Origin of the sequence: Paenibacillus hemerocallicola (assembly GCF_006265175.1) — a bacterium.
Lineage (GTDB): Bacteria > Bacillota > Bacilli > Paenibacillales > NBRC-103111 > Paenibacillus_AB > Paenibacillus_AB hemerocallicola.
The window spans coordinates 32,033-57,939 of sequence record NZ_VDCQ01000034.1 but is presented as its reverse complement, the minus strand read 5'-3'; the positions used below and the strand labels follow the sequence as shown (position 1 = coordinate 57,939).

Sequence of the window (25,907 nt, the reverse complement as noted above, 5' to 3'; positions counted from 1 at the left end):
CAAGGGTCAGTTCTTACGTCTAGACTTCATGGTTGCTTAGGCCTGCTTCCCGTTTTTTTGCGATATCTGCTCGGTATCCAAATTTTTTAAGAGGGACGAAATCATGAATTGGTAATCTCTTGATCATCTATAGAGTGTATGCTCGAGGTAGCGGAGATTTCTTTTCGAGTAGTTGGCACATAGTTCTGCTCAATTTCTTTATACGCTCCTATCCATCATTACCGTAATAAAGGGGGAATGAACCACATTTGTGTCCTAAGTAAATAAAGTAGACTCCTATTTTCCATGTTCGTTATGTAGAAGCCATCCTTGGGCCCGGGGGTATATGAAAAGCTTTATTTATATGGTCAGGCACGGAGAGTCACCCAAAACGGAAGGGAACGAGAGAACACGCGGGCTGACCGACAAGGGGAGATCAGATTCCCGTAAAGATTGCAATAGGGACTCATGGAGCCGTTATGACCATGATGATGGGGCACTTTGACCGTCAGTACGACTTGGACTTGTATTAAAGACTTCAAAACCCGATATCTAAACAAAATGAACTTGACTATAACACTAGTGTCATACTTTATGATGAGCCTATAGGTTACAAAGAAGGGAGATAGAGCTATGAAAATGAAAATAAGTCAAATAGCTAAACAGACCGGTACTAGTATTCGATCCTTAAGACATTATGAAAAAAAAGGGTTGATAACCGTTTCTCGTCTTGACAATAATTATCGCGAATTTGATGATTCCATCGTCGAAGTTATTCATACAATTCAACTCTATCTTAATTTAGGACTCACAACGGACCAGATAAAAGATATTATGTATTGCAAATATCCCGAAAATCATGAATTCGGCGAAAAAGAAGAGTATTGTGAAGAATTACTGCAGATCTATGAAACAAAACTGGATGAAGTTATTCGACAAAAGAAAGCTTTAGCAGATGCGGAATTGAGTTTGAAAAAGCAAATCAGCTTAATGAAAAACTATCAAGATAAAAGAAATAAGTTTGAGGAGGCTGGGCAATGACGGTTTTAGTAACAGGAGCATCCGGAAATGTGGGTCGCCATATCGTTGAAGAACTTGTACAGGCAGGTCATAATGTGCGTGCGATGACGCGCAACCCGGCAAAAGCAAGTTTTCCAGAAGGGGTTGAGGTCGTATATGGCGACCTTGCTTCTCCAGAGTCTCTTGCGCCCGCGTTGAGAGGCGTTACCAGCATGCACTTGATCACTTTTAACAGTGAAGGTTTCGGCCCGCTGCACACTGGACCCGAAATTGTTGAACTGGCCCAAAAAGCTGGAGTAGAGCGAGTCACGGTATTGTGGAGCGGTGTGAACGGCCCCGTGGAGCAGGCCGTGGAAGCCAGCAGCCTTGAGTGGACCTTTCTCCAGCCGCCACCAGAGTTTATGTCCAATACACTTGTCTGGGCAGAGTCCATTCGCTCGGAAGGCGTTGTAAAGGAGCCATTCGCTGACTCTTTGGATGCTATGATTCACCCGGCCGACATCGGCAGTGTGGCTGCAACTGCGTTGACCAATACCGGTCATGCCGGTAAAATCTATACGTTGACCGGGCCCGAAGTGCTGACGATACCAGAGAAGATTCGCACGATCAGTGCAGCAATCGGGAAGGATATCCGTTTCGTCGAGCTCACCGAAGATCAAGCGCGCGAACGCATGCGGAATAAGGGAGCCCAAGAGGACGTTATTGATTTTGTAATAGGTTGGCATGCCAACCCTCCCAAATCTGCGTATACAGTGGTTCCTACCGTCGAGCAGGTCACTGGCCGCCCAGCACGCACCTTTGCCCAATGGGTGTCTGAACACGTGCAATATTTTAAAAACCCATAAATCGAAGTGTTACAAAGTAGCAACTAAAGATTAAGCTAACGGAGACGAGAGTTGAATGAACACGACGGCAGCCGGCCAGCACGAGGCTGCCTTTTTCTCTATTAATGGGCAGCATAGTTTATGTAGAATGAAAAGAATAGAGAAGGGTTTTCCTAGGGAAACATACCTATTTTTGGTTTAAAAGCATGAAAGCACTCGATTGAACTAAGCATAAGAGTGGAACGGCGCAAAGTAACGTCGAGAATGTTAATCTCGAGCAAGTCTTCTTTGGAAGAACATCGATAAGGTGTACCGCGGTTTGACAATAAATGCCGCATCGGCATACAATCGATACTGTACCGACAGTTGCGACAGCCGGATAGTCGCGGCTTGGCGAAGAAAGGAGGTGTGCCGGATGCAGGAAGTCAATATGAAGCAGTTGAGAAACGATTGCGAGCTATTGTCCATGCTGGACACTTCGCCGACCCCGGTCGGTGCGACGACTTTGGTACTGATACTGGGGGAGCAGTTGGGCATGAGCCAGGCTTCCATCGGCCGCAAGCTGATGGAATTCGATCTTCAGGGCTTTACTCGCTTGCAAGGGCGAAAAGGACGCGTTCTTACGATCGCGGGAAAACGGCATATGGAAGAACTGCAGCGGAAGCTGAGCTTGCGCGATCGAAATATGAATTTTCTGGAGGCGCTGAACTCGAGCGAAGAGAAAAACTTGCTGGACGTTCTCATCTCCAGAAGGGCTTTGGAGCGGGAAAACGCTTATTTGGCTGCGATTCACGCCACTTCCGAAGAGCTCGCATCACTGCATGAGATCATCCACTCGCAGCGAGAATCGCTGGACAACGGAACGATCCCGAATCGGGAAGACGAGAAATTCCATATGACGATCGCACAGATGTCCCGGAATAAAGTGTTGTATCACGCACTGAGGCTCGTCTGGGACGAGGGCATGAACCCGCACGTTACCGGGAAAATCCGTCATTCCTTAGGAAAGAATCTGGTTGTCGAGCATGTCCATATTTACGAATGTATAGCGGCAGGGGATCCGGAGGCGGCCTCGGAGGCTATGTTGCAGCATATCAACGGCATTATTGACGACGTGAAAACGTTTTTTGCCCTCAAAGGCAGCGTTGCGGCTCTCCCGAAGCTACAGTCGGTAGACTAAAATTCCATGGATTCAAGTAAGCCGCCAGATTAAAACCAAGTAATTTGCTTTGAATAGTTGACAATAGAAAGGGACGGCAGTACAATAGGCTACATTAACAACTGCAATTTTAGAGAATTTCGATTATAAATTAATAATCATCGATGATTAATAACGTATTGACCAATTCGATTCATGATGACATTTTACCCGAAGGAGCGATGAAATCGCGATGTCCGAGCAAAGCCGATTGTACCCGAACGGCCACCTGCTGGCTGATCTCGACTGGGTGGAGCGCAACAGGTCCCGTGAGGACGTAGTCCTGCTGGACGCCCGGGGATCAGGATACGAGGAGGGCCACATTTCGGGGGCGCGTCCATTCGATCAGGGACGTCTGAAAGATAGCTCGTCCCGTTCGATCGTCTCGGCCGAAACGTTCCGCGACCTGATGGAAAGCGCGGGCATCGGCGACAATTCGACCGTGCTCGTATATGACGACGGCAAGGGCCCTGCAGCCGCCCGAGTCTTGTATGTAATGGAATATTTCGGGTTCAGGGACAAGGTGAAGCTGCTGAACGGAGGTTACGCAGCCTGGGTCGCAGCCGGAAAGCCGATCGACGCCGTCTCGCCGGAAACGGTTAGAGGACGTCTGACGAACGTTTGCGCACAGGACGGCTTGATCACGACCAAGCGGGACATTCAATCCGGCATACTGGACGGCATCTTGCTTGACGTGCGTTCCGAAGAGGAATACAAAGGGGAGAACAAACGCCACAACCGCCATGGCGGACATATTCGCGGCGCCGTCAACCTCGAGTGGACGGAAGCGCTCGACCGGGATCCAGCAAGCGGAGTGTTTTCCTTCAAGTCGTATCCGGAGCTGCTACGATCGTTTCAGCGGCTGAATGTCGCCGCCGACAAGACGATCGTCCCCTACTGCCAGTTGAATTCGCGCGGCGCGCATACTTATTTTGCCTTGAGATTGCTCGGCTTCCCGGATATCCGGCCTTACGAAGGATCATGGGAAGAGTGGGGAAATGCGGAAGATACGGAGGTCGTCTGATTTCTGAGTGCAAAGCGGCATTTGTATCCCTCCACAGTCCGACCTTGGATATCGGGAGCAAAGCCCAATCCCATAGCATCATTTCAACCGGACAACCGGAGAGAATGTCTTGCATGACAAGACGACTCTTCGGTTGTCTTTTTTCCGTGGGGCAACCTTCGCGGTGCCAGCCGATACGCCATTGCCGGCATAACCGTTCAATCGAGCACGAGGTGGGGAAACATGATGGGTAATTTGCTGGAGGTTGACCGATTGCAAACCGTATTTCATACGGATGAAGGGGAAATCGTCGCCGTCGATGAGGTCAGTTTTCAAATTAAACCCGGCGAAACAATAGGGGTAGTGGGCGAATCCGGCTCGGGGAAAAGCGTTACCTCGCTATCCGTTATCCGCTTGCTGGGTGCGAAAGGCCGTATCGCCAAAGGAGAGATCCGCTTTGACGGAATCGATCTGGCCAAACTTTCGGAAGCGGAGCTGCGCCATATTCGGGGAAGAGAGATTGCAATGGTTTTTCAGGAGCCGATGAGCTCGTTGAATCCCGTCCTTACGATCGGAGATCAGATTGTGGAAGCGATTCGGCGTCATACGTCATTATCCCGCAAGGAAGCGAACAGGCACGCCATCGACATGCTGCGGAAGGTCGGCATTCCCCGCGCCGAAGCGGTGATGAACGTCTATCCCCATACGCTGTCGGGCGGGATGAGACAGCGGGTCATGATCGCCATCGCGCTGTCGTGCACGCCCAGACTGTTGATTGCCGACGAGCCGACAACCGCTTTGGACGTGACGATCCAGGCGCAAATTCTCGAGCTGATGAAGCGGATTCGCGACGACAGCGGTGCGGCGATCATGCTTATTACGCATGACTTGGGGGTGGTAGCGGAGATGGCTGACAAAGTAGTCGTCATGTACGCGGGCCAAATCGTCGAGGAAGCGGATGTGTTCACATTATTTCGCGAACCGCTTCATCCCTATACGCAAGGCTTGCTGCACTCGCTCCCGCGGCTGGAAGAGGACGTAGGCGAGGAGCGGCTCTACGCCATACCCGGAGCGGTACCCTCGCCGGAGCGGATGCCGCAAGGCTGCCGTTTCCATCCCCGTTGCGCGGCGGCTACCGAGCGATGCAGACGGGAGCAACCGCAGCTCGAGCCGATAGGTCCGCATCATCAGGTGAGGTGCTGGGAAGCGTTCGGCAGCAGGCAGAAGCGTAACGAACCCGGTCCGCGGGAGGAGAAGGCATGAGCGAGCAGGCCAATCGCGAGCTTGCAGCGGAACGGCCCCTGCTGCAAATCGAGCATTTGAAGATGCACTACCCGATCAAAGGCGGCATGTTCTCGAGAACCGTCGGCCACGTCAAGGCGGTGGACGATGTCAGTCTGAGCCTGAATGCCGGAGAAACGCTGGGGCTGGTCGGGGAGTCGGGCTGCGGGAAATCGACGTTGGGCCGGTCGATCGTCAGACTGGAAAATCCGCAGGAAGGACGCATTTTGTTCGAGAACACGGACATCTCCCGTTATTCGCAACGTGCCATGAAGCCGGTTCGCAAACGGCTGCAGATCATTTTCCAGGACCCTTATTCCTCGCTGAATCCGCGAAAACGGATCGGAGACATTTTGGCGGAACCCCTAATCGTTCACCGTCTGGTCGAGCGAAGCCGGATCGAGGGAGAAGTGGAACGGCTGCTCGACATGGTGGGACTACCCCGAGCCTATAAAAACCGGTTTCCGCACGAGTTCTCGGGCGGCCAGCGCCAACGCATCGGGATTGCGCGAGCGATCAGCTTCGAGCCGAAGCTGATCGTGTGCGACGAGCCGATATCCGCGCTGGACGTGTCGATTCAGGCTCAGATTCTGAATCTGCTGTCCGATCTGCAGCGGGAGCTGCGGCTCACTTATTTGTTCATCGCTCACGGCATCGGCGCGGTCAAGCATATAAGCTCACGGGTCGCGGTCATGTATCTCGGCAAAATCGTGGAAATTGCAGACAAGCGCGCTTTGTTCCAGAGTCCGAAGCATCCGTACACGCGAATATTGCTCAGCGCTTATCCGCCTCCGGACCCGACCCTTCGATCTGACAAGCGCATCCTGATCCAAGGCGACGTGCCGAGTCCGGCAAACCCGCCGCAGGGCTGCCGGTTTCATACGCGCTGCCCTTTCGCCGAGGAGCGATGCAGACGCGAAGAGCCGCTGTTAACGGGTGGAGCGCATGCGGTCGCCTGCCATTTGCCGCTGAACGGACGGCTCGATGAGGAGGGGTTCCGATAGTTCCCTATATCGCAAGGCGGCTGCTGATCGCGATTCCGGTGCTGTTCGGCATTACGGTGATCGACTTCGCGATTATCAATATGGCGCCCGGCAACCCGGTAGATTTGATGCTGGACCCGAATCTGCCGCAGGAGATGCTGGAGGCGAGGAAAGAGCTGCTCGGATTAAACGATCCGATCTGGCTGCAATACTGGAAGTGGCTGCTGACGCTCATGCAAGGGCATTTGGGCTACTCGTTCAGCTCGTTCGCCCCGGTGACACAACTGATCGCGGAACGTTTATGGCCTACCGTGCTGTTGACGGCCGCTTCCATGGCGCTTGGGCTGGCTATCGCCATTCCCGTCGGCGTAGCCAGCGCCGTAAGGCAAAACAGCAGGTTCGACTATATCGTAACCGGCCTATCCTTCGTCGGCACGTCCATCCCGCAGTTTTTTTTCGGACTGGCTCTCATTTATATATTCGCCGTGCATTTGAGCTGGCTGCCGAGCGGAGGGATGATGACGCTAGGCGGGGACGGAGGCTTTTGGGACCGGATCCGGCACATGATATTGCCCGTGTTCGTACTCGGCGTGCTGATAGCGGGCAAAAAAGTGCGCTACGTGCGAGCCGGTATGCTCGAAGTGCTGAAGCAGGACTACTTGCGTACCGCACATGCCAAAGGGCTGCATCCGTTCGTCGTCGTCAACAAGCATGCGCTGCGCAATACGCTGCTTCCGATTATTACCGTGGTCGGGGCGGAGGTGCCGCAGCTGCTGGGCGGCAGCATTTTGATCGAGCAAGTGTTCCAATGGCCGGGTCTCGGTCAACTGACGATCCAATCGATCCTGTCGCGCGACTATCCGACGCTGATGGGATTGAATCTGGTGGCGGCTCTCTTCGTGCTGCTGGTCAATCTGATTACGGATGTGCTGTACAAGGCGGCCGATCCGCGCATTAATCCGAATGAATAGAGAAGAGGTGGGCTTGTGGCGTCATCCGGATACAAGGGATACGAAATTCGGCATGCGGCAATAACGGACAAGGAACGGGAGGACGCCTCCGATCAAGTCTGGATGCAAATATGGAGACGGTTCGCGCGGCATAAGGCGGCCGTCGCGGGACTGGCGGTTACGGTGCTGCTCCTGGCCGTGGCCGTCTTCGCTCCGGCGCTGGCGCCCAAAAACCCGAATGCGGTCACGTTTTATTTCTCCGCGGCCCCGTCCGCTGAGCATTGGCTGGGCACCGATCAGGTCGGACGCGACGTACTGAGCCGGCTTATATACGCTACTCGTATTTCGCTCATCGTCGGTTTCGCCACGGTCGCCATCTATGTCGCCTTCGGTACGGCGGTCGGGCTCCTGTCGGCCTACTTCGGCGGCTGGGTAGACCAGGCAGTCATGCGAATAACGGATATATTCATGTCCTTTCCGTCGCTGATGGTTATCCTCGTTGTTATGAGCGTACTCGGCGCGAGCACGACGACGATTATCCTGGTGCTTGCCCTATTCTCGTGGCCCGACGTAGCGCGGCTCGTAAGAGGCAGCGTGCTGTCGATCAAGCAGCTCGATTATGTAAAGGCGGGCATTGCGCTCGGACTGAGCACGCCGAGAATTTTATTCCGCCATATATTCCCGAACGCGATCGGACCGATCATCGTCAATGCGACGTTCGGCGTTGCCGCGGCGATCCGCAGCGAGGCGGGGCTCAGCTTTCTCGGCATGGGCGTGCGTCCGCCGACGGCCAGCTGGGGCAATATGCTGTCGGATGCGCAGTCGTTGACTGTGCTGACCAATCAGCCTTGGCTGTGGATTCCGGCGGGAACGATGATTTTGATTACCGTTCTGGCCATCAATTTTGTCGGAGACGGCTTGCGCGACGCGCTTGACGCCCGGCAGTAACGACCATACATCGGGGGGAGAGCACTTTGGGAAACAGTCGTCAAATGAAGCTGGGTGCGCGTTTTTTCGGCATCGGCAAAAGCAGCCGAACGGCATGGAGGCATCCGCTGGTCGATCTCGGCGCCAATGTGAGCCTGGATCATCATGTGCAGCAGGCGCAAATCGCGGAGGCGGGCAAGTTCGATTTCATTTTTATGGCCGATAGCCCCTATATTGACGGGAGCTCGACGCCCAGCGTTTTGAACCGGCTCGAGCCGCTCACGATCCTGTCGGCGGTCGCGGCGGTTACGAGGAAGATCGGTCTGGTCGGCACCGTCACCACCTCGTTCAGCGAGCCTTACACGGTAGCCAGGCAGTTCGCCTCGCTCGACCATATTAGCGGCGGACGGGCAGGCTGGAACGTGGTTACTACCGGACTGGAGGGGGCGGCGAGAAACTACGGCAGAACCGAGCATTTGCCGCACGACGTCCGCTACCGGCTGGCCGAGGAACATTTGCAGGTCGTGCGCGGGCTATGGGATTCCTGGGAAGACGACGCCTTCGTCGGCGACAAAGCGACGGGACGGTTTTACGATCCGGCCAAGCTGCATGAGTTGAACCACAAGGGCGAATTTTTTGCCGTGCAAGGTCCGCTAAATATTGCCCGCTCCCGTCAAGGGCAGCCGGTCATCTTCCAGGCGGGAGGCTCGGAGTCCGGGCGCAACTTGGCTGCGAGAAGCGCAAGCGCGATCTATACGACTCCGGAGACGCTCGAGGAAGCGCAGGATTTCTACAAAGACATGAAGCGGCGGGTGGCTGACAGCGGACGATCGCCGGACGACTTGCTCATTTTCCCGGGGATTAGCCAAATAGCCGGTCATACGGAAGAGGAGGCCCGGCGCAAATACCGGGAGGTTGCGGGGGACATTGCGATCGAAGAGGCGCTGCTCCAGATTCAGCACAAATTTCCTTCCGTCCGCTTTGCCGATTACCCGTTGGACGAGCCGTTTCCCGATATCGGCGACGATGGGAGCAACGGCTACCGCAGCCTGACGGACCGCATCAAGCGGGTGGCGAAGCGGGAAAGTCTCACGCTCCGCGAAACGGCGCTGCGCTTCGGTACGCCGGACGATACGTTCGTCGGTTCGGCGATCCAAGTGGCGGACACGATGCAGGAATGGTTCGAGCAAGGGGCCGCGGACGGCTTCCTCGTCGGTTCCGCGCATCCGGACGGACTCGCTTATTTCGTCGAGCGGGTCATTCCGATTTTGCGGCAGCGGAATTTGTTCCGCAGCGAATACGAGCATGATACGCTAAGGGGCAATCTCGGTCTCGCTTTCCCGGAGAATCGGTACAGCAAGGCGCGAGTCGGACGGTAGCCGAGTCGATTTCCCTCCATGGGATGTCAGGACGTTCGAATAACATACGCAAACGGAGGATTTAACGAACATGAAGCATTCATACCGATTAATCACGATAGGCGCGTTGATTGCGCTGTTGTTCATGCTGGCCGCCTGCACTTCCGCCAAGCCGGCGGCAAACCCCGATTCGTCCGCCGGCGATCCCGCTCCGGGACAGAAGGCGTCGTCTTCCTCGTCAGGACAGAAGGAAAAAGTGATTTATCTTGGTGCCGTCAATCCTGCGACCACAGTCGGGCAAATCAAAAATCCCGATGCCGATATTTCTATTCTGCCTTTTAACGATACGTTGCTCGATGTGAACGACAAATTTGAATTTTTGCCCAAGCTGGCCAATTCGATCGAGACGAAGGACAACCAGACTTACGTCATCAAGCTGAATCCCGCCGCCAAATGGAACGACGGCCAGCCCTTTACGACAGCGGACATCGAATTCACGTTGAATACGGCTCTTCATCCGCTCGTGGACACCCATTTCAATTTCAACTTTATTCAAGGGCTGAATACGGCGGGCAAGTTGGATGAAGACGTTGCTTCGATTAGCGGACTGAACGTGATTGATGCCCAGACGATCGAGATTAAGACGAAAACGCCGATTGCTCCGACCTTGTTCAAGGAGACGTTCGCGACCAAAGCTTATTTCATTCCGAAGCATATTCTAAAGGACGTACCGAAGGATCAGATCAATACGCATCCTTACTTCCAGAATCCGCAGGTGACGATCGGTCCGTTCAAATTTTCCAAATTCGTAAAAGGCTCTTACATCGAGGCGGTCAGAAACGAAAATTACTACCTGGGCAAGCCGAAGGTCGATAAAATCATCATCAAGCAGCTTCCTGCGGAAAACTTGATCGCCCAGCTGCAAACCGGCGAAATCCATATGAACCTCGTAAAAGGCGGCATAATCCCGATTACCGATTTCGAAAAGGTCAAAAGCTTGACGAACATTGCTCTGACCTCTTCGGAGCCGACCGAGCCGGCCGAGTTGTATTTCAACACGAAGCGGTTTGCCGAACCGAAAGTGCGTCAGGCGTTCGCTCACGCGCTGAACCGCAAATTGATCGTCGACCAGCTGTTCAAAGGTCATGCGGACTTGCTCGACGGTCCGGTCCCGATCGGCCATCCGAACTACAATTCGAGCATCAAGCCTTACGGTTACGATCCCGAAAAGGCCAAGCAGCTGCTCAAGGAAGCAAACTGGGACTTCAAGCAACCGATCCGCTTCCTAATCCCGGTCGGCAACAAGAACCGGGAGCAGGCGGGCGAGATATTGGCGCAAAACTTGACTGAAATCGGTCTGAACGTTCAGGTGGAGAAATACGATCTGCCTTCGCTCGTTCTGAAGGTGCGCAAATTCGATTACGACTTGGCGATCTTCAACCGGGGGTTCCGCATCGATCCGAGCGCTTACTTCAGCCTGTACAAGAGCGACGACTCGGGGAATTGGCTGCAATTCAAAAATGCCCGGGCCGACGAGTTGATCGATCGCGGGCAAATCGAGCTTGACCCGGCCAAGCGCAAAGAAATATACGATCAGCTCCAGGTCGTTCTCCACGACGAGTTGCCCTCGCTCAGCATTTATTCGGAGAAAAGGCTGTTGGCGGTCTCGAAGAACGTTCTGCTCGGTAAGCCGCTGCGCCTCGGGATGTGGTATAACGTGCACGAGTGGGATTTGAAATAATGAGCTTCTATTATAGAAGAAGGGAAGATATCCAATGAGTACTGACAAGCCCGGCATTACACCGCAAAGAAGGGAACGCGCCTTTCGGGAAGCCGTGTCGTATCGGCAATTTGTAGAGAGCGCCCAAGTGAATGCAGATCGATTGAACGCGAATTACGAGGCGTATCGGTTGACCGGGGAGGAGCAAGCATCGCTTGCGGAAATCCCCGAACCTATCGACGTGCTCGTGCTGGCTCATGATTGGTGCGGGGATGTCGTGGCCAATTTGCCGTTGTTTGCCCGCATCGAGCAGGAGACAGGCAAGCTGAAGCTCCGTATACTCCCGCGCGATCCCGACAATCGGGACATTGCCGAGAGCTATGCGCCCGCCGACGGCCGCAGCCGTATCCCGACGTATATCTTTTTCGACCAGGCGGGCCGAGAGCTGGGAGTGTTCATCGAGCGTCCCGATTCGATTACGGAGCTGAATAACATATGGGGCGAGCAGTTCTGGGACGAACATCCCGAATGGGACGGACGGGGAAGAGCGCCGTCGGAGCTGGAAGAGACCGTTCGTAAAGCGTATTTCGCATTTCTTATGAAGGAGAAGCGGCCGACCGTACGTGATCGGGAGAAGCAGGCGATAATTGAGAAGATAAAGTCTATCGCCGCAGCGGGCGCATGAGTTTGCTGTACGGAAGGTAGGTTTATGGCTAAATAAACCAACAGGCTGCCGGCGATGGGCAGCCTGTTGGTTGCATTTACGGACTGTCGCGCTTCTATGAACGAGCCGATCGCGATCACGCTCACAACCGTTTCCGAAACGCTGTTGCGGAGACCCCGGTGTGCTTGCGAAATAAGCGGGAAAAGTAAGCGGGGTCGTCAAAGCCGAGTCTGGAACCGATTTCATTCACCGGTATATCCGTGCCCCGGAGCAGCCGCTTGGCCTCCGTTATTTTCACTAGGTTTACATACTCCCCCAACGAAAAGCCCGTCTGCTGCTTCACCAGCGCTCGCAGTGTGGAAACGGCCATATGATGACTGAGGGCGAGGGCGTTTGCGTCGAAACGATGGAACACCCGACTGGAAATATCGTCCAATATGGTGGCTGTCCGCTCGTTCAACTGTCCTGGCTTCGGACTCTGGCCGTCGAGCGCCTCGGTTATCTCGTACAGGAGAGACTCCAGCAGCAGTGCGGCGCGATCCGCCTTATTCGGCAATCCGCTGGCCAAACACTCCGCTATCGCCTCAAACTTGAATTTCCACCCATGTTGAATCCCCACTCTGGCAACGGTACCGGCCTCGAAGTACCCCGAGCTCATCCATTCGCTCACGCGCGGACCATCGAAGCGCACATAGTATTCGTCCCAGTATTGCCCCGCATCGGGACCGTAGTCGTATATTTGGCCGGGAGGAATCAGGATCAGGCTTCCGGCCGGCACCTTCTGCGCAGAAAATCCGCGCAATTGGTAGAAGCCGCGTCCGCCGACGATGTAGGCAAGCGCCCACGTTTGACAAACATGATCGCGCCTTCTTCCCGTTCTTCCCGGCAAGTACCCTACGCGAAATACGCGCAGGCCGCTTAATCTCAATAAGGACGGAGAAACCAGCAGGCTGTTGATGCGAAATGGCAAAGGTCCAATCGAATAGTCTAAGTATGTTCTCATCCTGTACATTCCCCCTTGTCGCAGCCCTTGTTATGATGAGGCCAGAACAGCCTGGGACAAGACGAGGCCTGTTCGCTATCAGTATACCATCTCGGAGAAAGGCGGGGGAACATGGGAATTTGCGAGAAGAACAAGGTGATCGGAACATGAGGAGAGGGTGGAAGACAGGTCTGGCCGGGGCGGTTTTGCTGCCTGCGATCGGCATGCTGGCGGTATCGTGCGGCAAAAGCGCAACCGATGCGCAACTAAACGGCGATACACCGGAGGCAGGCAAATCATCGGCCGTCGCGGTGACGAAGGAACCGGTGGAGCTCACTTATTTGATCAGTCCGGGCGGGCTGAACCAAGCGGACTTCGAACAGAACATCAACCAGCAAGTCCGCAAAAAATACCCGAATTTTACGATAAAACCTTTGGAAATGTGGCCGCAGGACGCACTCGCGACCCATACGAGCTTCGATATCATCGGCGGTTCGTTCACGACGATCGGGACTTTGGTCGATCTCGGCATTACGACGGATATAACGGATGCGGCCCAAAAATACGGCGTCGATCTGGAGCGGTTCGAACCGAATCTGCTGAAGTCGATCCGCGAGGCGGACGGGGGCAAGCTGTTCGGCCTGCCGTATTACGCCAATCATCAGGTGATGTTCTACAACAAGGACTTGTTTGACAAATTTGGCGCAGCGTACCCGAAGGACAATATGACCTACGAGGAGACGCTGGAAATTGCCCGTAAAATGACCCGAACGGAAGGAGGGGTTACGTACAGAGGGTTCGCGGGAGACTTGAACTCCATTCTCGGGCAGAACCGCTATGCGGCAAGCGTGGTCGATCCCGCAACCCATAAAGCATCTTTCGCCGGTGACGACCGTTGGCGCCGCCTATTCGACTCGCTCATTCCGTTATTCCAAGTGCCGGGCTATAACGCTTCGGAAAAATTGCTGGACCGCAATGCGCAAAGGGATCTGTTCCGCAAGGAAAAGAGCGCGGCGATGTGGGTGTCGGGGGCATCCGAGTACCCGAGGCCGGAAGATCGCGTTAATTGGGATATGGTATCGGAACCGGTATTTTCCGACTACCGGGAAGGCGGACCGGTAGCGATATTCGGCCTCTATCTCGTGTCTTCCACGAGCAAGCACAAGGAAGAGGCGGTTCTTGCGGTCGAGCAGCTCACTTCCGACGAGGTACAGGTGTGGCGGGCCGAGCAGATGACGCTTATGCCCGTGCTGCGGGACCCGCAGATCAAGGCCGCGATCGGCCGCGCCGCCGCTTTTCAGGGCAAAAATCTGAAGGCGCTTACGCCGGCAAGCTATTCGGAGCCCGTCCATTTCGGACCGTATTATGCCGATGCGCGCAAGCCGCTTTACCAAAACCTGCTCCAGGCCATAACCGGGGCGATGGACGTCAACACTGCCTTGCGTGACGCGACGGAGGCGGCTAACAAGGCGATTGAGGCGAAGCTTTCGGCAAGCAAATGACCGAGGGCCGATAACGAAGGAGGGCGATGAAGATGGCTCGCACCCTGAGATTGCATAGAATCGGTATGACTCTGCTCGCGACGATGCTGCTATCCGGCGGCGGATATGTCAATGCGCAATTACAAGCAAGGGAGGACGATCGGTTGACGGCTGCAACCAACGAAGATACCGGCTGGATTCGTCACGATTCGGTCAAATGGAACGTAATCCCCGAGTGGACGGCGGCTCCGGAGATAGACGGCGTGCTGGATGAGTCCGTCTGGCAAAACGCCGCATGGTTTGACGGCTTTACTACTGCTTATTACCGCATACCGGAGCCTTCGGCGGCCTACATGACGGGGTATGACGGCCAGTATTTGTATGTCGGGGGAAGCTGGCCCGTCGAGGAGGCGGACAAGCTGGCGGGGCTGGAAATCGTATTGCGCGCTCCGGGGGGAGGGGATGCCCATTACGCGGCGCATATTCCGATTCGTCCGGTCCCGTCGTCCGGTTGGGAGACGTACTGGAATCCGCCGCGGAACGTATCGGGTACGGACTTGTTCACCAATACGGGCCGAATCGATATCGGGCAGATCGACTTCAGCCTGACGGAAACGGCCGGCATGACGGTGATGGAAGCGGCGATTCCGCTCGGTGCGTTCGCTCCCGAGGGGATAACGCCCGGGGACGAATGGCGGATGAATATGATTCAGGTGCCGAATCTATATGCCCATCCGCTGTCCTCCTGGTTGCCGATCCGCAATTCCGAGCATTGGCACGGGCAAGATTCGCTCGCCTCGGTCAGGCTGTATGCGTCGGTGATCGACCAGGACCGGCTGGGGAGCGTATTTTTCGGTCCTATTCCCGCTGCGGCCGGCCCCGCTTCGCCAACTGTTCCCGTTCCATGGGATAAATGGCGATTGGCGGATACGAGGCTTCAGTATATCGGGTTTACGGAGAAGCGTCTGCTTCTGGAGCAGGAGGAGGGGGAGCCGGCCGTTTCGGATATTATCGCGGAGTGGAAAGCTCCGAACGGCGGCTGGCAGCCCGTCGCCGATAGCGCGATTGACGCATTGGGAAATGGCGCCTGGGAAGTCCGATTCAGCCATCCGGAGCCGCTGGAAGACGGGCTGTATCAGCTGCGGCTGTACGCGGTTCCGGGAAGCGGAGCGAATCCGAGGCTCGCGCTGCTGACCTTCGACCGGGAGGATCTGATCGCCGGCGGGCTGGAACGGATCGACTCGACTGCCGGCAGCACGGAGCGGCTTCCTGTCGCATGGGCCGAGCCGTCCGGGCAGGTGAATCGGATTATGGAGCTCATTCCGGAACAGCCGGGCTTCCGGTTCACCGGCTTGCCCGAAATGCCGGAGCTGCGGCCGGACGGGCTGTACCAATTGTCGGCGGACGGGAAAAGTCTGATCGCGAAGCAAACGGGCACCGTGTACCCGAACGAGCAATTCAAGGAAGACAAGGAATGGATCGTGACGAACAAACGGGGCGAGACCGTCTCGATTCCGTATTACGAGGATGTCTCCGGAAAACGTTATTTTATTACGGCTCACCTGTGGTATTTGCAAAAACAGCGGGCGCTCCAAGAGACGGCGGCCCTTGCCGCCACCGATCCGCTAGGGGCGGCGAGGCTCGTGTACGAATTCAGTCGGGTATACGAAGGATACAACCCGACCGTCGATTATCCGTTCGTCAACCGGTCCGTCGATCCGGTGACAGGACCGCCCTACGCATACTGGGGTGGAGTGTGGGAGCGCGGCTGGTACAACGATCTTGTCAATCTCCGCTATTTGCTTGACGCCTATGCCGGGATCAAGCGCACGAACGCCCTCGAGCTGCTCAGCGCCGAGGTGCAGGAGGATGTGGAGAAGAAATTTGTGGACGAGGTGGCCAAGCCGTCCGCGGACTATATATTTTCTTACGTGCACCGGGATTCGAATTTGAATGCGCAGACATGGCAGGGACTGGTCGCACTGGGCAAAGCGCTCGGGGAACCGGATTACATTCACCGCGTCGTCGAACAAATGAATCGGTTCATGGCCAGAGCGTTTCTGGGAGACGGCTTCTGGAATGAGGTGACGCTCAGCTATCACGCCCAAATTATGAACGGGCTGGTTGCGGTTATCGACCAATTGAGCGGATGGAGCGATCCGGAAGGGTACGTTTCTCCGCGCACAGGGACGCGTCTCGACGAGGTGGACGGTCGCGAGCAGTTTCCGGCCATCGATAAAGCATTGGATTGGTTGAACCGGCTCGTTTATCCCGACGGCAAATATGTTCCGATTATGGATACGTGGGCCAACGGCAGATCCGTTTCTCCCGACAGTGACGCCGGACCGCTGCTGCTGCCGGACGCCCGTATCGGACGGTTGACGGGTGGGGCGGGCAGCGATCAGACGCAGCTGTATTTGTACTTCCAACCGAAGTTCGGGCACGAGCATCTTGACGCTCTGCATCTCGGCTTATACGCGAACAGGCAGGAGCTGCTGCCGGACATCGGCTACACGAACAGCAAATACAGAACGTTCAGCCGATCGACGCTGGCCCACAATACGGTCGTCGTCGACAGCGAATCGATGCATAACGGCGAGACGGCAAGACGGGGCGGCAACATTGAAGCGTTCATTCCCGATGGCGGGATGTTCCAGGCTATGCGCGCCGAATACGGTTCGGCCTATGACCAGGTGGAGGAATACAGTCGGGAGCCGTGGTTCGTTCCGTTTGCGGACGGGGACGGCGAACAGGGCTACGTGCTTGATCTATTCCGGGTATCCGGAGGCAGCCGGCACGAATACACGCTGCAGGGAGACGCGAACCGCGACGCCTTTTTCCGCACGGATATGACGCTGGACGAATACGGGCCGGCTCTTGCGTCCGACGGCTTGTACAGCAATATCCGCGATGTGAGCCAAGCCGTGCTGTCGGGCGACCGTTATGAAGTGACGCTGGTTACGACAGCCGGCGGGCAGGAGCAGGCAAAATTGCGGCTGACCGGGCTGCTGGAAGCTGGCGCAAGTGAGCTGTATCTGGGCCGGGCACCCTCGCTTCGCGCGACAAGGCTGCAAGGATCATCGGCGGACAACAACATCGAAGCGGACAAGTATACGATGCCGAAGCTGCTGTTGCGGCGGGACGGGACGAATTTGCAAAGCGCGTTCGTGACGATGATGGAGACGTACGGAGCTGGCGCTTCCCCCCGCATAGAGGCGATCGAGCGGCTGGAGCCGCAGCAAGCGCCCGAAGGCGCTATTGCCGTACAGGTCATATACGGCGATACGACGGATATTTTGCTGAGCAACCCGCGACATGAGGAGCAGCCGCTTATCGTGGGAGACGTTACGCTGCGCGGACAATTGGGTATGATCCGGCTGATCGACGGGGAAGTGCGGGATATGACCCTTGTCGGCGGGACGCTGCTTCGGAAAGGGCAGCGGGAAGTAACCGGCGAAGGGCCTGCGCATGGCACGATTACGGCAACGAAGAGCCGGTTGAAGGGAGACGAGTACGACGCCCTCGTGACTGGCGCAGCCGTGCCGGAGGCTGCCGCCGGCCGGTATGTGGTCGTAACGCATCCCGACGGGAGCGCGAACGGATACGAAATCGGCGAAGTACGACGGAATCAGGGGGAAACGACGCTCCTTCTGGCGGAGCACGATCCGGGCTTCGAGCTGTTCGGCGACGGTTCTTCGGCGCAGAGCGCTTTCCCGGGCACGCGGTGGACCGGCGAGCATACGTTCTCGATCGTCAACCTGGAGCGGGCAAGCTGGACGGGCGCGTCAACCGCCATGCTTCAGAACGTCTCTCTGCAAGCCGGGCAAAGGCATCTGTTGCAGGGGGAGAGCGTGCAAATGGCCGTATACGGCTTGCGCACGGACGGAAGCGTGTTGGACCCGGCCTCCGTCACTCCGCAGTTCACGAGCAGCGCACCGGCTGTATTGAACGTCGATGAGAACGGGATTGTGACGGCACTGTCCGAAGGCGCGGCTGTCATTGAGGTTCGCCTGAAGCTGGGCGAAACGGTGAAAACGGCAGAGCTGACCCTATCCGCTCAAGTTCCTGCGGACGGTTCATTGAAAGAGCCGCCGCAGCTGCAGGTCGCCTCCGATCCCGTTTATCCGGGGCAGACGGTCTCGCTGGCATTTACGAATACGGAGAACTGGGAGCATGAAATTGCCGGGATTACGGTAAACGGCTCCTCCGTTTCCGAGCAGGTTTATACGGTAACGAACGGCAAACTGGTTTTAAGTCCGGATGCCTTTGCGGGCGAAGGGGATTATTGGGTTGTCGTCGCCGCTCCCGGCTACAGGCATGCGACGGTAGAGCAGCGTGTGACTTCCGCGGCGGCTTTGCGGGATATAACGGTCGAAGGCGGGGGGCTGGTGCCGGAATTTGTCCCCGGAACGGACGATTATGCAGTGAATGTCGGAGAGGCGACCGATTCGATTCGCGTCACGGTCGATACGTATAAGGCCGATGCGTATGTGACGGTGGCGGGTGCAGTATATGCCAGCGGGACGCCGATCCCGATCGCGCTCCCCGCCGAAGAAGGAGCATCGCTTGTATGGACCGGTCACGCCCCCGACGGCTCGTCGAAAGCTTACACGCTATCGATTCATCGAGCGCCCCCCGCCGTTCCGGTCGGAACGGTCACGGGAACGGTATACGGTCCGAACGGCAGTCCGTTTGCCGGGGCGATCGTTAATCCGGCCGGGTATCCGGCGATCCGAGCTTATACGGACAGCGCCGGGAACTTCACATTGACGCGGGTGCCGTCCGGCAAACGCTGGATCAAGGCGGTCAAACCGGGCTACGAGTTTGCCGTTTCCGATGCGGTGTATGTGCCCGCAGGGCAAGCGGCGACAGCGGCGATCACCCTGATGCATCGCTCTCCGCTCGTGCTGACCGAGGCGACGCGTATTGGCGTGAGGGCAGGCGTTGCGGTCGGCGCGACGAGCTCGGCCGATGGGACGCTCTACTTGGTTCCGAGCGGAACGGTCGCGACTCGGGAAGCGATCGAGACCGCCGGAGCCGCGGCGAACGGCAGGAATACGCCGGTCCTGGGTGGTACTCCGGCAACGCTCGATACGGCGGGATTGCCCGATGGCCTATATACGTTGTATGCGATCGATTTCGAGGGCGTCGTTTCGGACGGCTCCGAGCCGCTTGCGGTGATCGATCCGCCGGCACCGCCGGCCATCATCGACAACGGCAGTCCGCTGGTACGGTATTCAGGCAGCTGGATGAACTACGTGAACGCGCAAAATTACGGCGGCAGCTCGATGCAGGCGCGGGACAAAGAGGCTTATGTCGATATCGCTTTTTACGGAAGCCGGGCGACGGTCCACAGCCTCGTAGGCTCGGCTCGCGGCATCGCGGACGTATACGTGGACGGTCAGGCGGCCGGTGAGCTGGATACGTATTATCCGAGCGTTCGGTACCAGCATCCGATCTACGATACCGGTCCCTTGACGGAGGGGGTTCATCAGATCCGCTTCGTCGTAACCGGCCGGAAAAGCCAAAGCTCGACAAATTATTTTGTAAACTTTGACGTTCTGCGAGTGACGGGGGAATAGATCCAGCAGAGTGTGGTGCGAAATGCGATTAATGGTTCCGCATTCTGTTAGCATTGGGGAGTGGGCTTACAAGGCCGCTCCTCTTTTTTCGGAATCTACGACTCCTCATGTGGAACGGTCGTTACTTACCAAAAATTTAACAATGAAGAGGCTGTTTTCGTCCGTGAGCGGTCAGAGTAGCTTACTTATTGTTCAAAAAAGTGCCAGCAGAGCTTTGTTTTTCTAAATCAAGTTTCTCTTCCGCTAACAAAATACTCTTATTATAGCCTTTAACGGTTAGGCTAGTGACCTCTTTTTTAATCGGATAAATATACCATAATCTTTTGGTATTAGTGGTAGGAACGATTTCAGCTGTGTATTGATTCCTCTCATCTTGCGCAAGCACTTCCGTTATATTCTCGTCCTTGATTTCGCCGTAAACCAAAGAGATTTCTTTTAGAAAGTTGCTGTATAGCTTCTGTGGGATATCATTGATGTACCCCCCGGAGTAGGTATACTTTAATCCGCCAAGTCCCTTCTTTAAATGCGCAGCTCCAACACTGGATTCGGCATCTTTTACCAATTCATAGAAGATGATTTTGCCGTCAGGGACCTCGAGAACATGCAATAATCTGGAGTACTTAACTGAAGCTTTGGTCAATATTTGTTCGAAGTTTTGGCCTGTACCGGATTGATTGGAACAACCGACGATGAGTAAGAGTAGCAGGATAAGAAGGCTTTTTATACCAATATTCAATGTTGCCCCTCCTTTATTGGCAGTAAGATATTCCGAAGCCCGATCTCAAGAAGGGCTCGCAGCTCCGGTAACGAGTGGGCGGTATCTTGTACTTTACGGGTACCTCCGGCAAAACTGACATAGCTTCCATTCGGATACTTATAAATAACTTTGGTAACTTCTTTTTTGTCCTTATTAGCTTTTTCATACTCCTCTTACAATATTTTTGTTCCTTCGGTAATAAGGCGCGTAGTTATAACAAAGCCGGTTAACAATGCTTGCTTATCTCCATTTAATAGTTTTTGTCGATATTCCCATTTGTTATTTTTCACGTAATCATCGCTTAATGGCATAATATCGCTAAAATCCCATCCATGGCCGTTTTCCTTATGAATCTCCTTTTCATTGTTATGTATTGAAAGCCGGCCAGCTATTCAAACGATTCCATCCTCTAGATTAGATAACGAGTAGATTAAATATAGATTATTTTCCATGTCCTGTAAAACACGATAATGGAAATTTTGTAATTAATTAGTCTTGTAAAGACCATTTTGAATTGCAATATCCTCAGCACAATTCCCCAAAATCCCCTCCCAAAGAAGGAATCGACTGGAAAACGTCGAATCAAGTGGTAATACGTCGAAAGTCCTGATTTCTGATTCCAACTACCTAGGTGATCCTCATGACGCTGCCTGCACCTTTCACGAATGTATTCGCCCATAAACAAAGATCATACAAGATGGTCCTCATCCTGGCGGTACTCGAGATGATGGAGGAGCTGAAGAAGCAGGAGGTGCCCGTAACGCTGGTGCGGGCACGTTTCTTGCAGCAGCTGCAAGCCCGTGAGAAGCAAGGGCTGCCGGTCGATGCGCCTCCGGAAAGCGTGGGGCGGCATTGGGGCCAAGTGCAGGGCTTTCAGATCAACGGCCTGATCCAGACTCCGATAAAAGCTCTAAAGGACGTCCTGCTCCTCGATTCCAGTAAGCAAACGCTGCGCTTTACCGACGAGCTACGCGCCGAATGGTCGGAGGCGATAGCACTGGAGTTGCAGGAACACGCCATGCATGAGCTGGACGCCTATTACAACAACCAACAGCCAGTCAGCACCGTGTCGCTGAGGGAGCATTTGCTGCAAGTGATGTCCCAGTATGTGGACGCGAAGCGGCATCCTTTTACCGGACATGCGCTTGGCACACTGGTGCGCAATACGATTCCGCAGGAGCTGCATCGACTGCCATTCATCGATCGGCAGATGCGTATACAAGGCTCTGTGGGACAGGGGAACTGGGCGACCATACCATGGATTGCTATCATGGACCGGCGCATTACCGAGACGACCCAGCAAGGGGAGTATATCGTCTATTTGTTCGCGCATGACATGAGCGCCGTCTACCTAACTTTAGCCCAAGGCGTCACGGTCCCGCTCAAAGAAAAAGGAAAAGTCGAAGCGTACAAGTACCTTCGCCATAAAGCCGACCACATCCATTCGCTAGTGCCGCTCACCGGCATGCGCAAGGACCAGGACATTAAGCTGACCGCTTCCGGTCTAGGCCAGGACTACCAAGCTTCAACCGTGGCCTACTACCGCTATGATCGCGACAGCCTGCCGAGTGACGAACAACTGCTCACCGATCTCCGCAATGTGGTCGACAACTACAAGCAATATGTAGAGCTGTCTACCAGCGCGCCGAATACCGAACCGGAGCCGGACCCGAACCTGATTCCCGTCGAGGAGCAACCCGAAGTGGACCCAATATCCATACCCGAGCAAATCCAAGCGATCCAAGCCTATATTCGGCATAAAGGCTTTCATTATCCCGACCACCTGATCGAGAACTTCTATCTATGCTTGAAAACAAAGCCGTTCGTCATCCTCGCCGGCGTATCGGGTACCGGGAAAACGAAGCTGATCAAGCTGTTCGCCGAAGCGCTCGGCGCTACGAGCCGTAATCGTCAATTTACATTAATTCCGGTCCGCCCGGATTGGAGCGATCCGTCCGATCTGCTTGGCTACAAGGACTTGTCCGGTACGTTCCGGCCGGGGAAGCTGACCGAGGTGCTCGTAGAGGCCGCCGATCCGACGAATCGGAACAAGCCGTACTTCATCTGCCTGGACGAAATGAACCTTGCCCGCGTCGAGCATTATTTCAGCGATCTGCTCAGTGTGCTGGAGTCGCAGGAATGGCAGGACGGATACATCGTTACCGCGCCGCTCATCCATCGCGAATCATTGGCAAGCGAGTCGGACCGGGACGCGTACGGAGATTTGCAGCTTCCGGACAATGTGTACCTGATCGGTACGGTCAATATGGACGAGACGACCCATCCTTTCAGCAAAAAGGTGCTGGATCGTGCGAACACGATCGAATTTAACTACATTAACTTAGCCCAATTCCCGGAAGCTCCGGAGGCAGGCGGCGAACCGACCGCCGTACAAGCTAGCAACCTTTTCATGCGCTCGGACTACTTACAGCTCGCCGATATTTTCCCGGATAACCGGCAACTGGTCGAGGAGACGACCGGCAAGCTGGTCCAGATCAATGGTATTTTAGAGGATATTCACTCTCATGTCGGCTTTCGGATTCGCGATGCGGTCTGCTTCTATATGCTCTACAATGAACGGTTCCAATTGCTTGACCCGGATGCGGCTTTCGATCTCCAGCTCCTGCAGAAGCTATTGCCCCGAGTCCAAGGAAGCAGCTCTTCCGTCAAAAAAGCGCTGCTCAAGCTGATGGAAGTAGCGCTCGGACGCAGGCTAGCCATCCAAGAGCTAATGGAGGACGCCTCCGACCTATACGGAGACAGCTCGCTCCGAGCGGACGCGAAATACCCGCAAAGCGCAACCAAAATCGCCTTCATGCTGCGGAGGTTGGAAGAAGATGGCTTCACCTCATACTGGCTTTCCTAATACGCAGACCGAGCTGCTCCGGATCGAGACGAATTGGTTTAACTTGTATATCCAGGGCAAGCCGTTCCACCCGACCGTGGAGACGTTGCAGCTGCACCGGGAGCGGGACGAGGAGTGGGTGGAGGCGCACGTTCAGGTTTCCGCACTTGCGGCGTCGCTTACGGTCGAGTCGATCGCGATGTTCTGCTCGGAGCGGAGGGAGCTGGTGCCTTGGGTCGCGGGGGACCGGACGTATCCGATCTTTTACGAGACGCAGTCGTATGAGGTCGTGATCGAGAAGAAGCAGCAGGAGCTTGCGCTCGGCTTCCACCACGACAATGCGTACATTCGCCAAGCGATCAAGCCGTTAGGCAGTATGATCCTATCCGGCATCGTCAACTTCCAGAACGAAGTCGGGTTTACCGAGCTGGAGCTTCGCTGCAATGGGGAAGCCGCCTTTCGGCTGCAGCTGGAAATTTTCCCGTCGAAGATGGACTACAAGCGCGACTACCAGATGATCCTTAACGACGTCAACGAGCAGATCTACAACCTGTCCTTCGATTTCCTGCGCAAAACGTACCAGCTGACCGGGCTCCGGGACACCCGGCACCAAAGCTTGACCGAGTTCTTCACCATCCTCCAGCACGTATTCAGCCGGCTCGTCCAAGCGGTCGAGCGCATCCGGCAAGCGCCCCACTCCAAGCTCCAGGTGGAGAATCGGCCCGTAGAAGCGGCACGGGTACGCAAGGCGGGAAAGGAGAACGTCCCGTTTTTGGCTAAACGGCCGCACCTGCTCGTCGAGGATGCGAAGCAGGGTCTGATCCCGGTAGGAGCGCAGCGGTATACTCCAAGCCACGTGCTGGAGACCAAGCGTCATGTCGATTACGACACCGCCGAGAACCGGTTCGTGCGCTGGGTACTGCTTCGCATTCAGCAGAAGCTGAAGGATTTGAAGATCCGGTTAGCCCAGAAGGGCCGAGCGGAAGACCCTCAGCTGACGCGCAAAATGAACTTGATGCAGACCCAACTCCAACGCCTGCTGAAGCACGATTTTCTAAACGTAGGCGACATGCGCCATATGTCCATCACGCTCGTCCTGCAAATGGCAGTCGGCTACCGCGAAGTGTACCGGTACTACTTGATGCTCATGAAGGGTCTCTCGATCCAGAGCGACCTGTTCCGCCTGTCGATGAAAGACTTGGCCCTATTATATGAGTACTGGTGTTTCCTCAAGATTCACCATCTGCTCAGCCAGAACTACGAGCTGCTGAAGCAAGACATCATCCGCGTCAATCGCAACGGCCTGTTCGTCACTTTGGACCGAACACAGAGAGCAAAGATGGTATACCGGAACCCGCGCAACGGGGAAATCTTCACCCTGTACTACAACGCTTTGCCGAAGGGCGACCAGACGCCCACGCTGCCGCAACGGCCGGACAACATTTTAACCTTGAAGAAAAACAATGCCACGGTCGAGTACAAATACATCTTCGATGCCAAATACCGGCTAAACCCCGCCTACGAAGGCACACCGTACCGTCGCGATTACAAGCAGCCGGGGCCGGAGGAAGACGACATCAACACCATGCACCGTTACCGCGACGCGATCGTCTACAGGGACGAGAAGGAGAAAGAATTCGAGCGCAGCATGTTTGGTGCATATGTCCTTTTCCCGTACCACGATGAGGAGGAGTTCCAGCACCATCCATTCTACCGGAGCATCGAGAAGATCAATATCGGGGCATTCCCGTTCTTGCCTAACTCGACTAGCCTCATGGAGAAATTTCTGGACGAAATCATCCTCGACAGCCCGGAGAAAGCATACGAGCGCTCGACCAGGCCTCGGGGGACGAAGGAATATTATAAGAACAAGCTGTCCGGCAAAAATGTACTGATCGGGGCACTCAGCCAGAAGGAGCAGTTGGACGTTACGCTGGAGCACCGCTTTTACCATACACCGCTGAACAATATTTCAGATCATAAAATATTAACGCAGATTGAGTATGTGGCGCTCTACCAGTCGATTCAAATGTTTGGGCGGGAGGAAGCAGGGATTCGCTTCTTCGGAAAAGTCGCGGAGTGGAGGGTTGTGCAGCGGAAGGAGATCACGCAGATTCCGTCCGGGCGCGGGGCTTCTGACGAGCTGTATGTGGTGTTTTCGGTGGAAGCTTGGGAAATGCGGAAGAAGCCGATTTTGCCGGGTGGGAATGGCGTGCAGCGGGTGATGTATACGAGTAAGTATTTGTTTGATCGGGTTGGGGAGGTTGGGGAGTTGCGGTTGGTTAAAGACCAGCCAGAAAAATAGTAGTAATCTTGACTACGATTTTATGAGATCTTAATAATAAATCGTATT

At 55.2% G+C, this 25,907-nt stretch carries 17 protein-coding genes and 1 pseudogene; 16 read left to right on the top strand and 2 right to left on the bottom strand.

From position 1 onward, the window contains the following. Positions 1–325: 325 nt before the first annotated feature. The 12 genes and pseudogenes from FE784_RS42915 to FE784_RS22305 form a co-directional block, all read left to right on the top strand. Positions 326–427: pseudogene (locus FE784_RS42915) on the top strand (histidine phosphatase family protein); the annotation flags it as partial. A 185-nt stretch (positions 428–612) separates the two neighbouring features. Beyond that, positions 613–1,020 carry a MerR family transcriptional regulator gene (locus tag FE784_RS22355; protein WP_246132126.1) on the top strand — a complete coding sequence of 136 codons (408 nt, stop codon included), beginning with the start codon at positions 613–615 and terminating at the stop codon, positions 1,018–1,020. After that, positions 1,017–1,844 (top strand): NmrA family NAD(P)-binding protein, encoded by an 828-nt coding sequence (locus tag FE784_RS22350; RefSeq protein WP_139604452.1) that lies wholly within the window; start codon positions 1,017–1,019, stop codon positions 1,842–1,844. The genes FE784_RS22355 and FE784_RS22350 overlap by 4 nt, the downstream gene beginning before the upstream one ends. Positions 1,845–2,238: 394 nt before the next feature. Next, a complete protein-coding gene (locus FE784_RS22345) occupies positions 2,239–3,003 on the top strand; it encodes an FCD domain-containing protein (protein WP_139604451.1) in 765 nt (254 codons plus the stop codon). Between the two features lie 211 nt (positions 3,004–3,214). Beyond that, a complete protein-coding gene (locus tag FE784_RS22340; protein WP_139604450.1) occupies positions 3,215–4,045 on the top strand; it encodes a sulfurtransferase in 831 nt (276 codons plus the stop codon). A 225-nt stretch (positions 4,046–4,270) separates the two neighbouring features. Next, positions 4,271–5,287: an ABC transporter ATP-binding protein gene (locus tag FE784_RS22335; RefSeq protein WP_139604490.1), complete on the top strand. Its 1,017-nt coding sequence runs from the start codon at positions 4,271–4,273 to the stop codon at positions 5,285–5,287. Further along, entirely contained in the window at positions 5,284–6,309 is a 1,026-nt protein-coding gene (locus FE784_RS22330; protein WP_139604449.1) for an ABC transporter ATP-binding protein, read from the top strand. The genes FE784_RS22335 and FE784_RS22330 overlap by 4 nt, the downstream gene beginning before the upstream one ends. Next, the gene (locus tag FE784_RS22325) at positions 6,306–7,259 is read left to right on the top strand and encodes an ABC transporter permease (protein ID WP_176706435.1); all 954 of its coding nucleotides are present in this window, start codon (positions 6,306–6,308) and stop codon (positions 7,257–7,259) included. The genes FE784_RS22330 and FE784_RS22325 overlap by 4 nt, the downstream gene beginning before the upstream one ends. Positions 7,260–7,319: 60 nt before the next feature. After that, positions 7,320–8,186 carry an oligopeptide ABC transporter permease gene (gene opp4C / locus FE784_RS22320; protein ID WP_246132128.1) on the top strand — a complete coding sequence of 289 codons (867 nt, stop codon included), beginning with the start codon at positions 7,320–7,322 and terminating at the stop codon, positions 8,184–8,186. 26 nt (positions 8,187–8,212) lie between these two features. Continuing rightward, positions 8,213–9,544: an LLM class flavin-dependent oxidoreductase gene (locus FE784_RS22315; RefSeq protein WP_176706426.1), complete on the top strand. Its 1,332-nt coding sequence runs from the start codon at positions 8,213–8,215 to the stop codon at positions 9,542–9,544. A gap of 70 nt (positions 9,545–9,614) precedes the next feature. Then, positions 9,615–11,264, top strand: a complete 1,650-nt coding sequence (locus FE784_RS22310) for an ABC transporter substrate-binding protein (protein ID WP_139604448.1) — start codon at positions 9,615–9,617, stop codon at positions 11,262–11,264. Between the two features lie 34 nt (positions 11,265–11,298). Continuing rightward, complete coding sequence (locus tag FE784_RS22305; RefSeq protein WP_139604447.1) at positions 11,299–11,928, top strand: thioredoxin family protein; 630 nt, start codon at positions 11,299–11,301, stop codon at positions 11,926–11,928. Positions 11,929–12,049: 121 nt separating this feature from the next. On the opposite strand, the gene FE784_RS22300 is transcribed toward FE784_RS22305, so the two are convergent. Beyond that, complete coding sequence (locus FE784_RS22300; protein WP_176706425.1) at positions 12,050–12,910, bottom strand: helix-turn-helix domain-containing protein; 861 nt, start codon at positions 12,908–12,910, stop codon at positions 12,050–12,052. Positions 12,911–13,056: 146 nt separating this feature from the next. On the opposite strand from FE784_RS22300, the gene FE784_RS22295 reads away from it, so the two are divergent. Continuing rightward, the gene (locus FE784_RS22295) at positions 13,057–14,391 is read left to right on the top strand and encodes an ABC transporter substrate-binding protein (protein WP_176706424.1); all 1,335 of its coding nucleotides are present in this window, start codon (positions 13,057–13,059) and stop codon (positions 14,389–14,391) included. A 32-nt stretch (positions 14,392–14,423) separates the two neighbouring features. After that, positions 14,424–19,952, top strand: coding sequence for a hemoblobin-interacting domain-containing protein (locus FE784_RS22290; protein ID WP_176706423.1), 5,529 nt, complete (start codon positions 14,424–14,426; stop codon positions 19,950–19,952). Positions 19,953–20,133: 181 nt separating this feature from the next. Here FE784_RS22290 and FE784_RS22285 read toward each other — a convergent pair whose 3' ends face one another. After that, positions 20,134–20,688 (bottom strand): hypothetical protein, encoded by a 555-nt coding sequence (locus tag FE784_RS22285; RefSeq protein ID WP_139604443.1) that lies wholly within the window; start codon positions 20,686–20,688, stop codon positions 20,134–20,136. A gap of 661 nt (positions 20,689–21,349) precedes the next feature. Between FE784_RS22285 and FE784_RS22280 the strand changes: the two genes are divergently transcribed. Then, complete coding sequence (locus FE784_RS22280; RefSeq protein ID WP_139604442.1) at positions 21,350–23,575, top strand: MrcB family domain-containing protein; 2,226 nt, start codon at positions 21,350–21,352, stop codon at positions 23,573–23,575. Further along, the gene (locus tag FE784_RS22275; RefSeq protein WP_139604441.1) at positions 23,547–25,859 is read left to right on the top strand and encodes a restriction endonuclease-like protein; all 2,313 of its coding nucleotides are present in this window, start codon (positions 23,547–23,549) and stop codon (positions 25,857–25,859) included. Before FE784_RS22280 ends, FE784_RS22275 begins: the two co-directional genes overlap by 29 nt. Positions 25,860–25,907 lie beyond the last annotated feature (48 nt).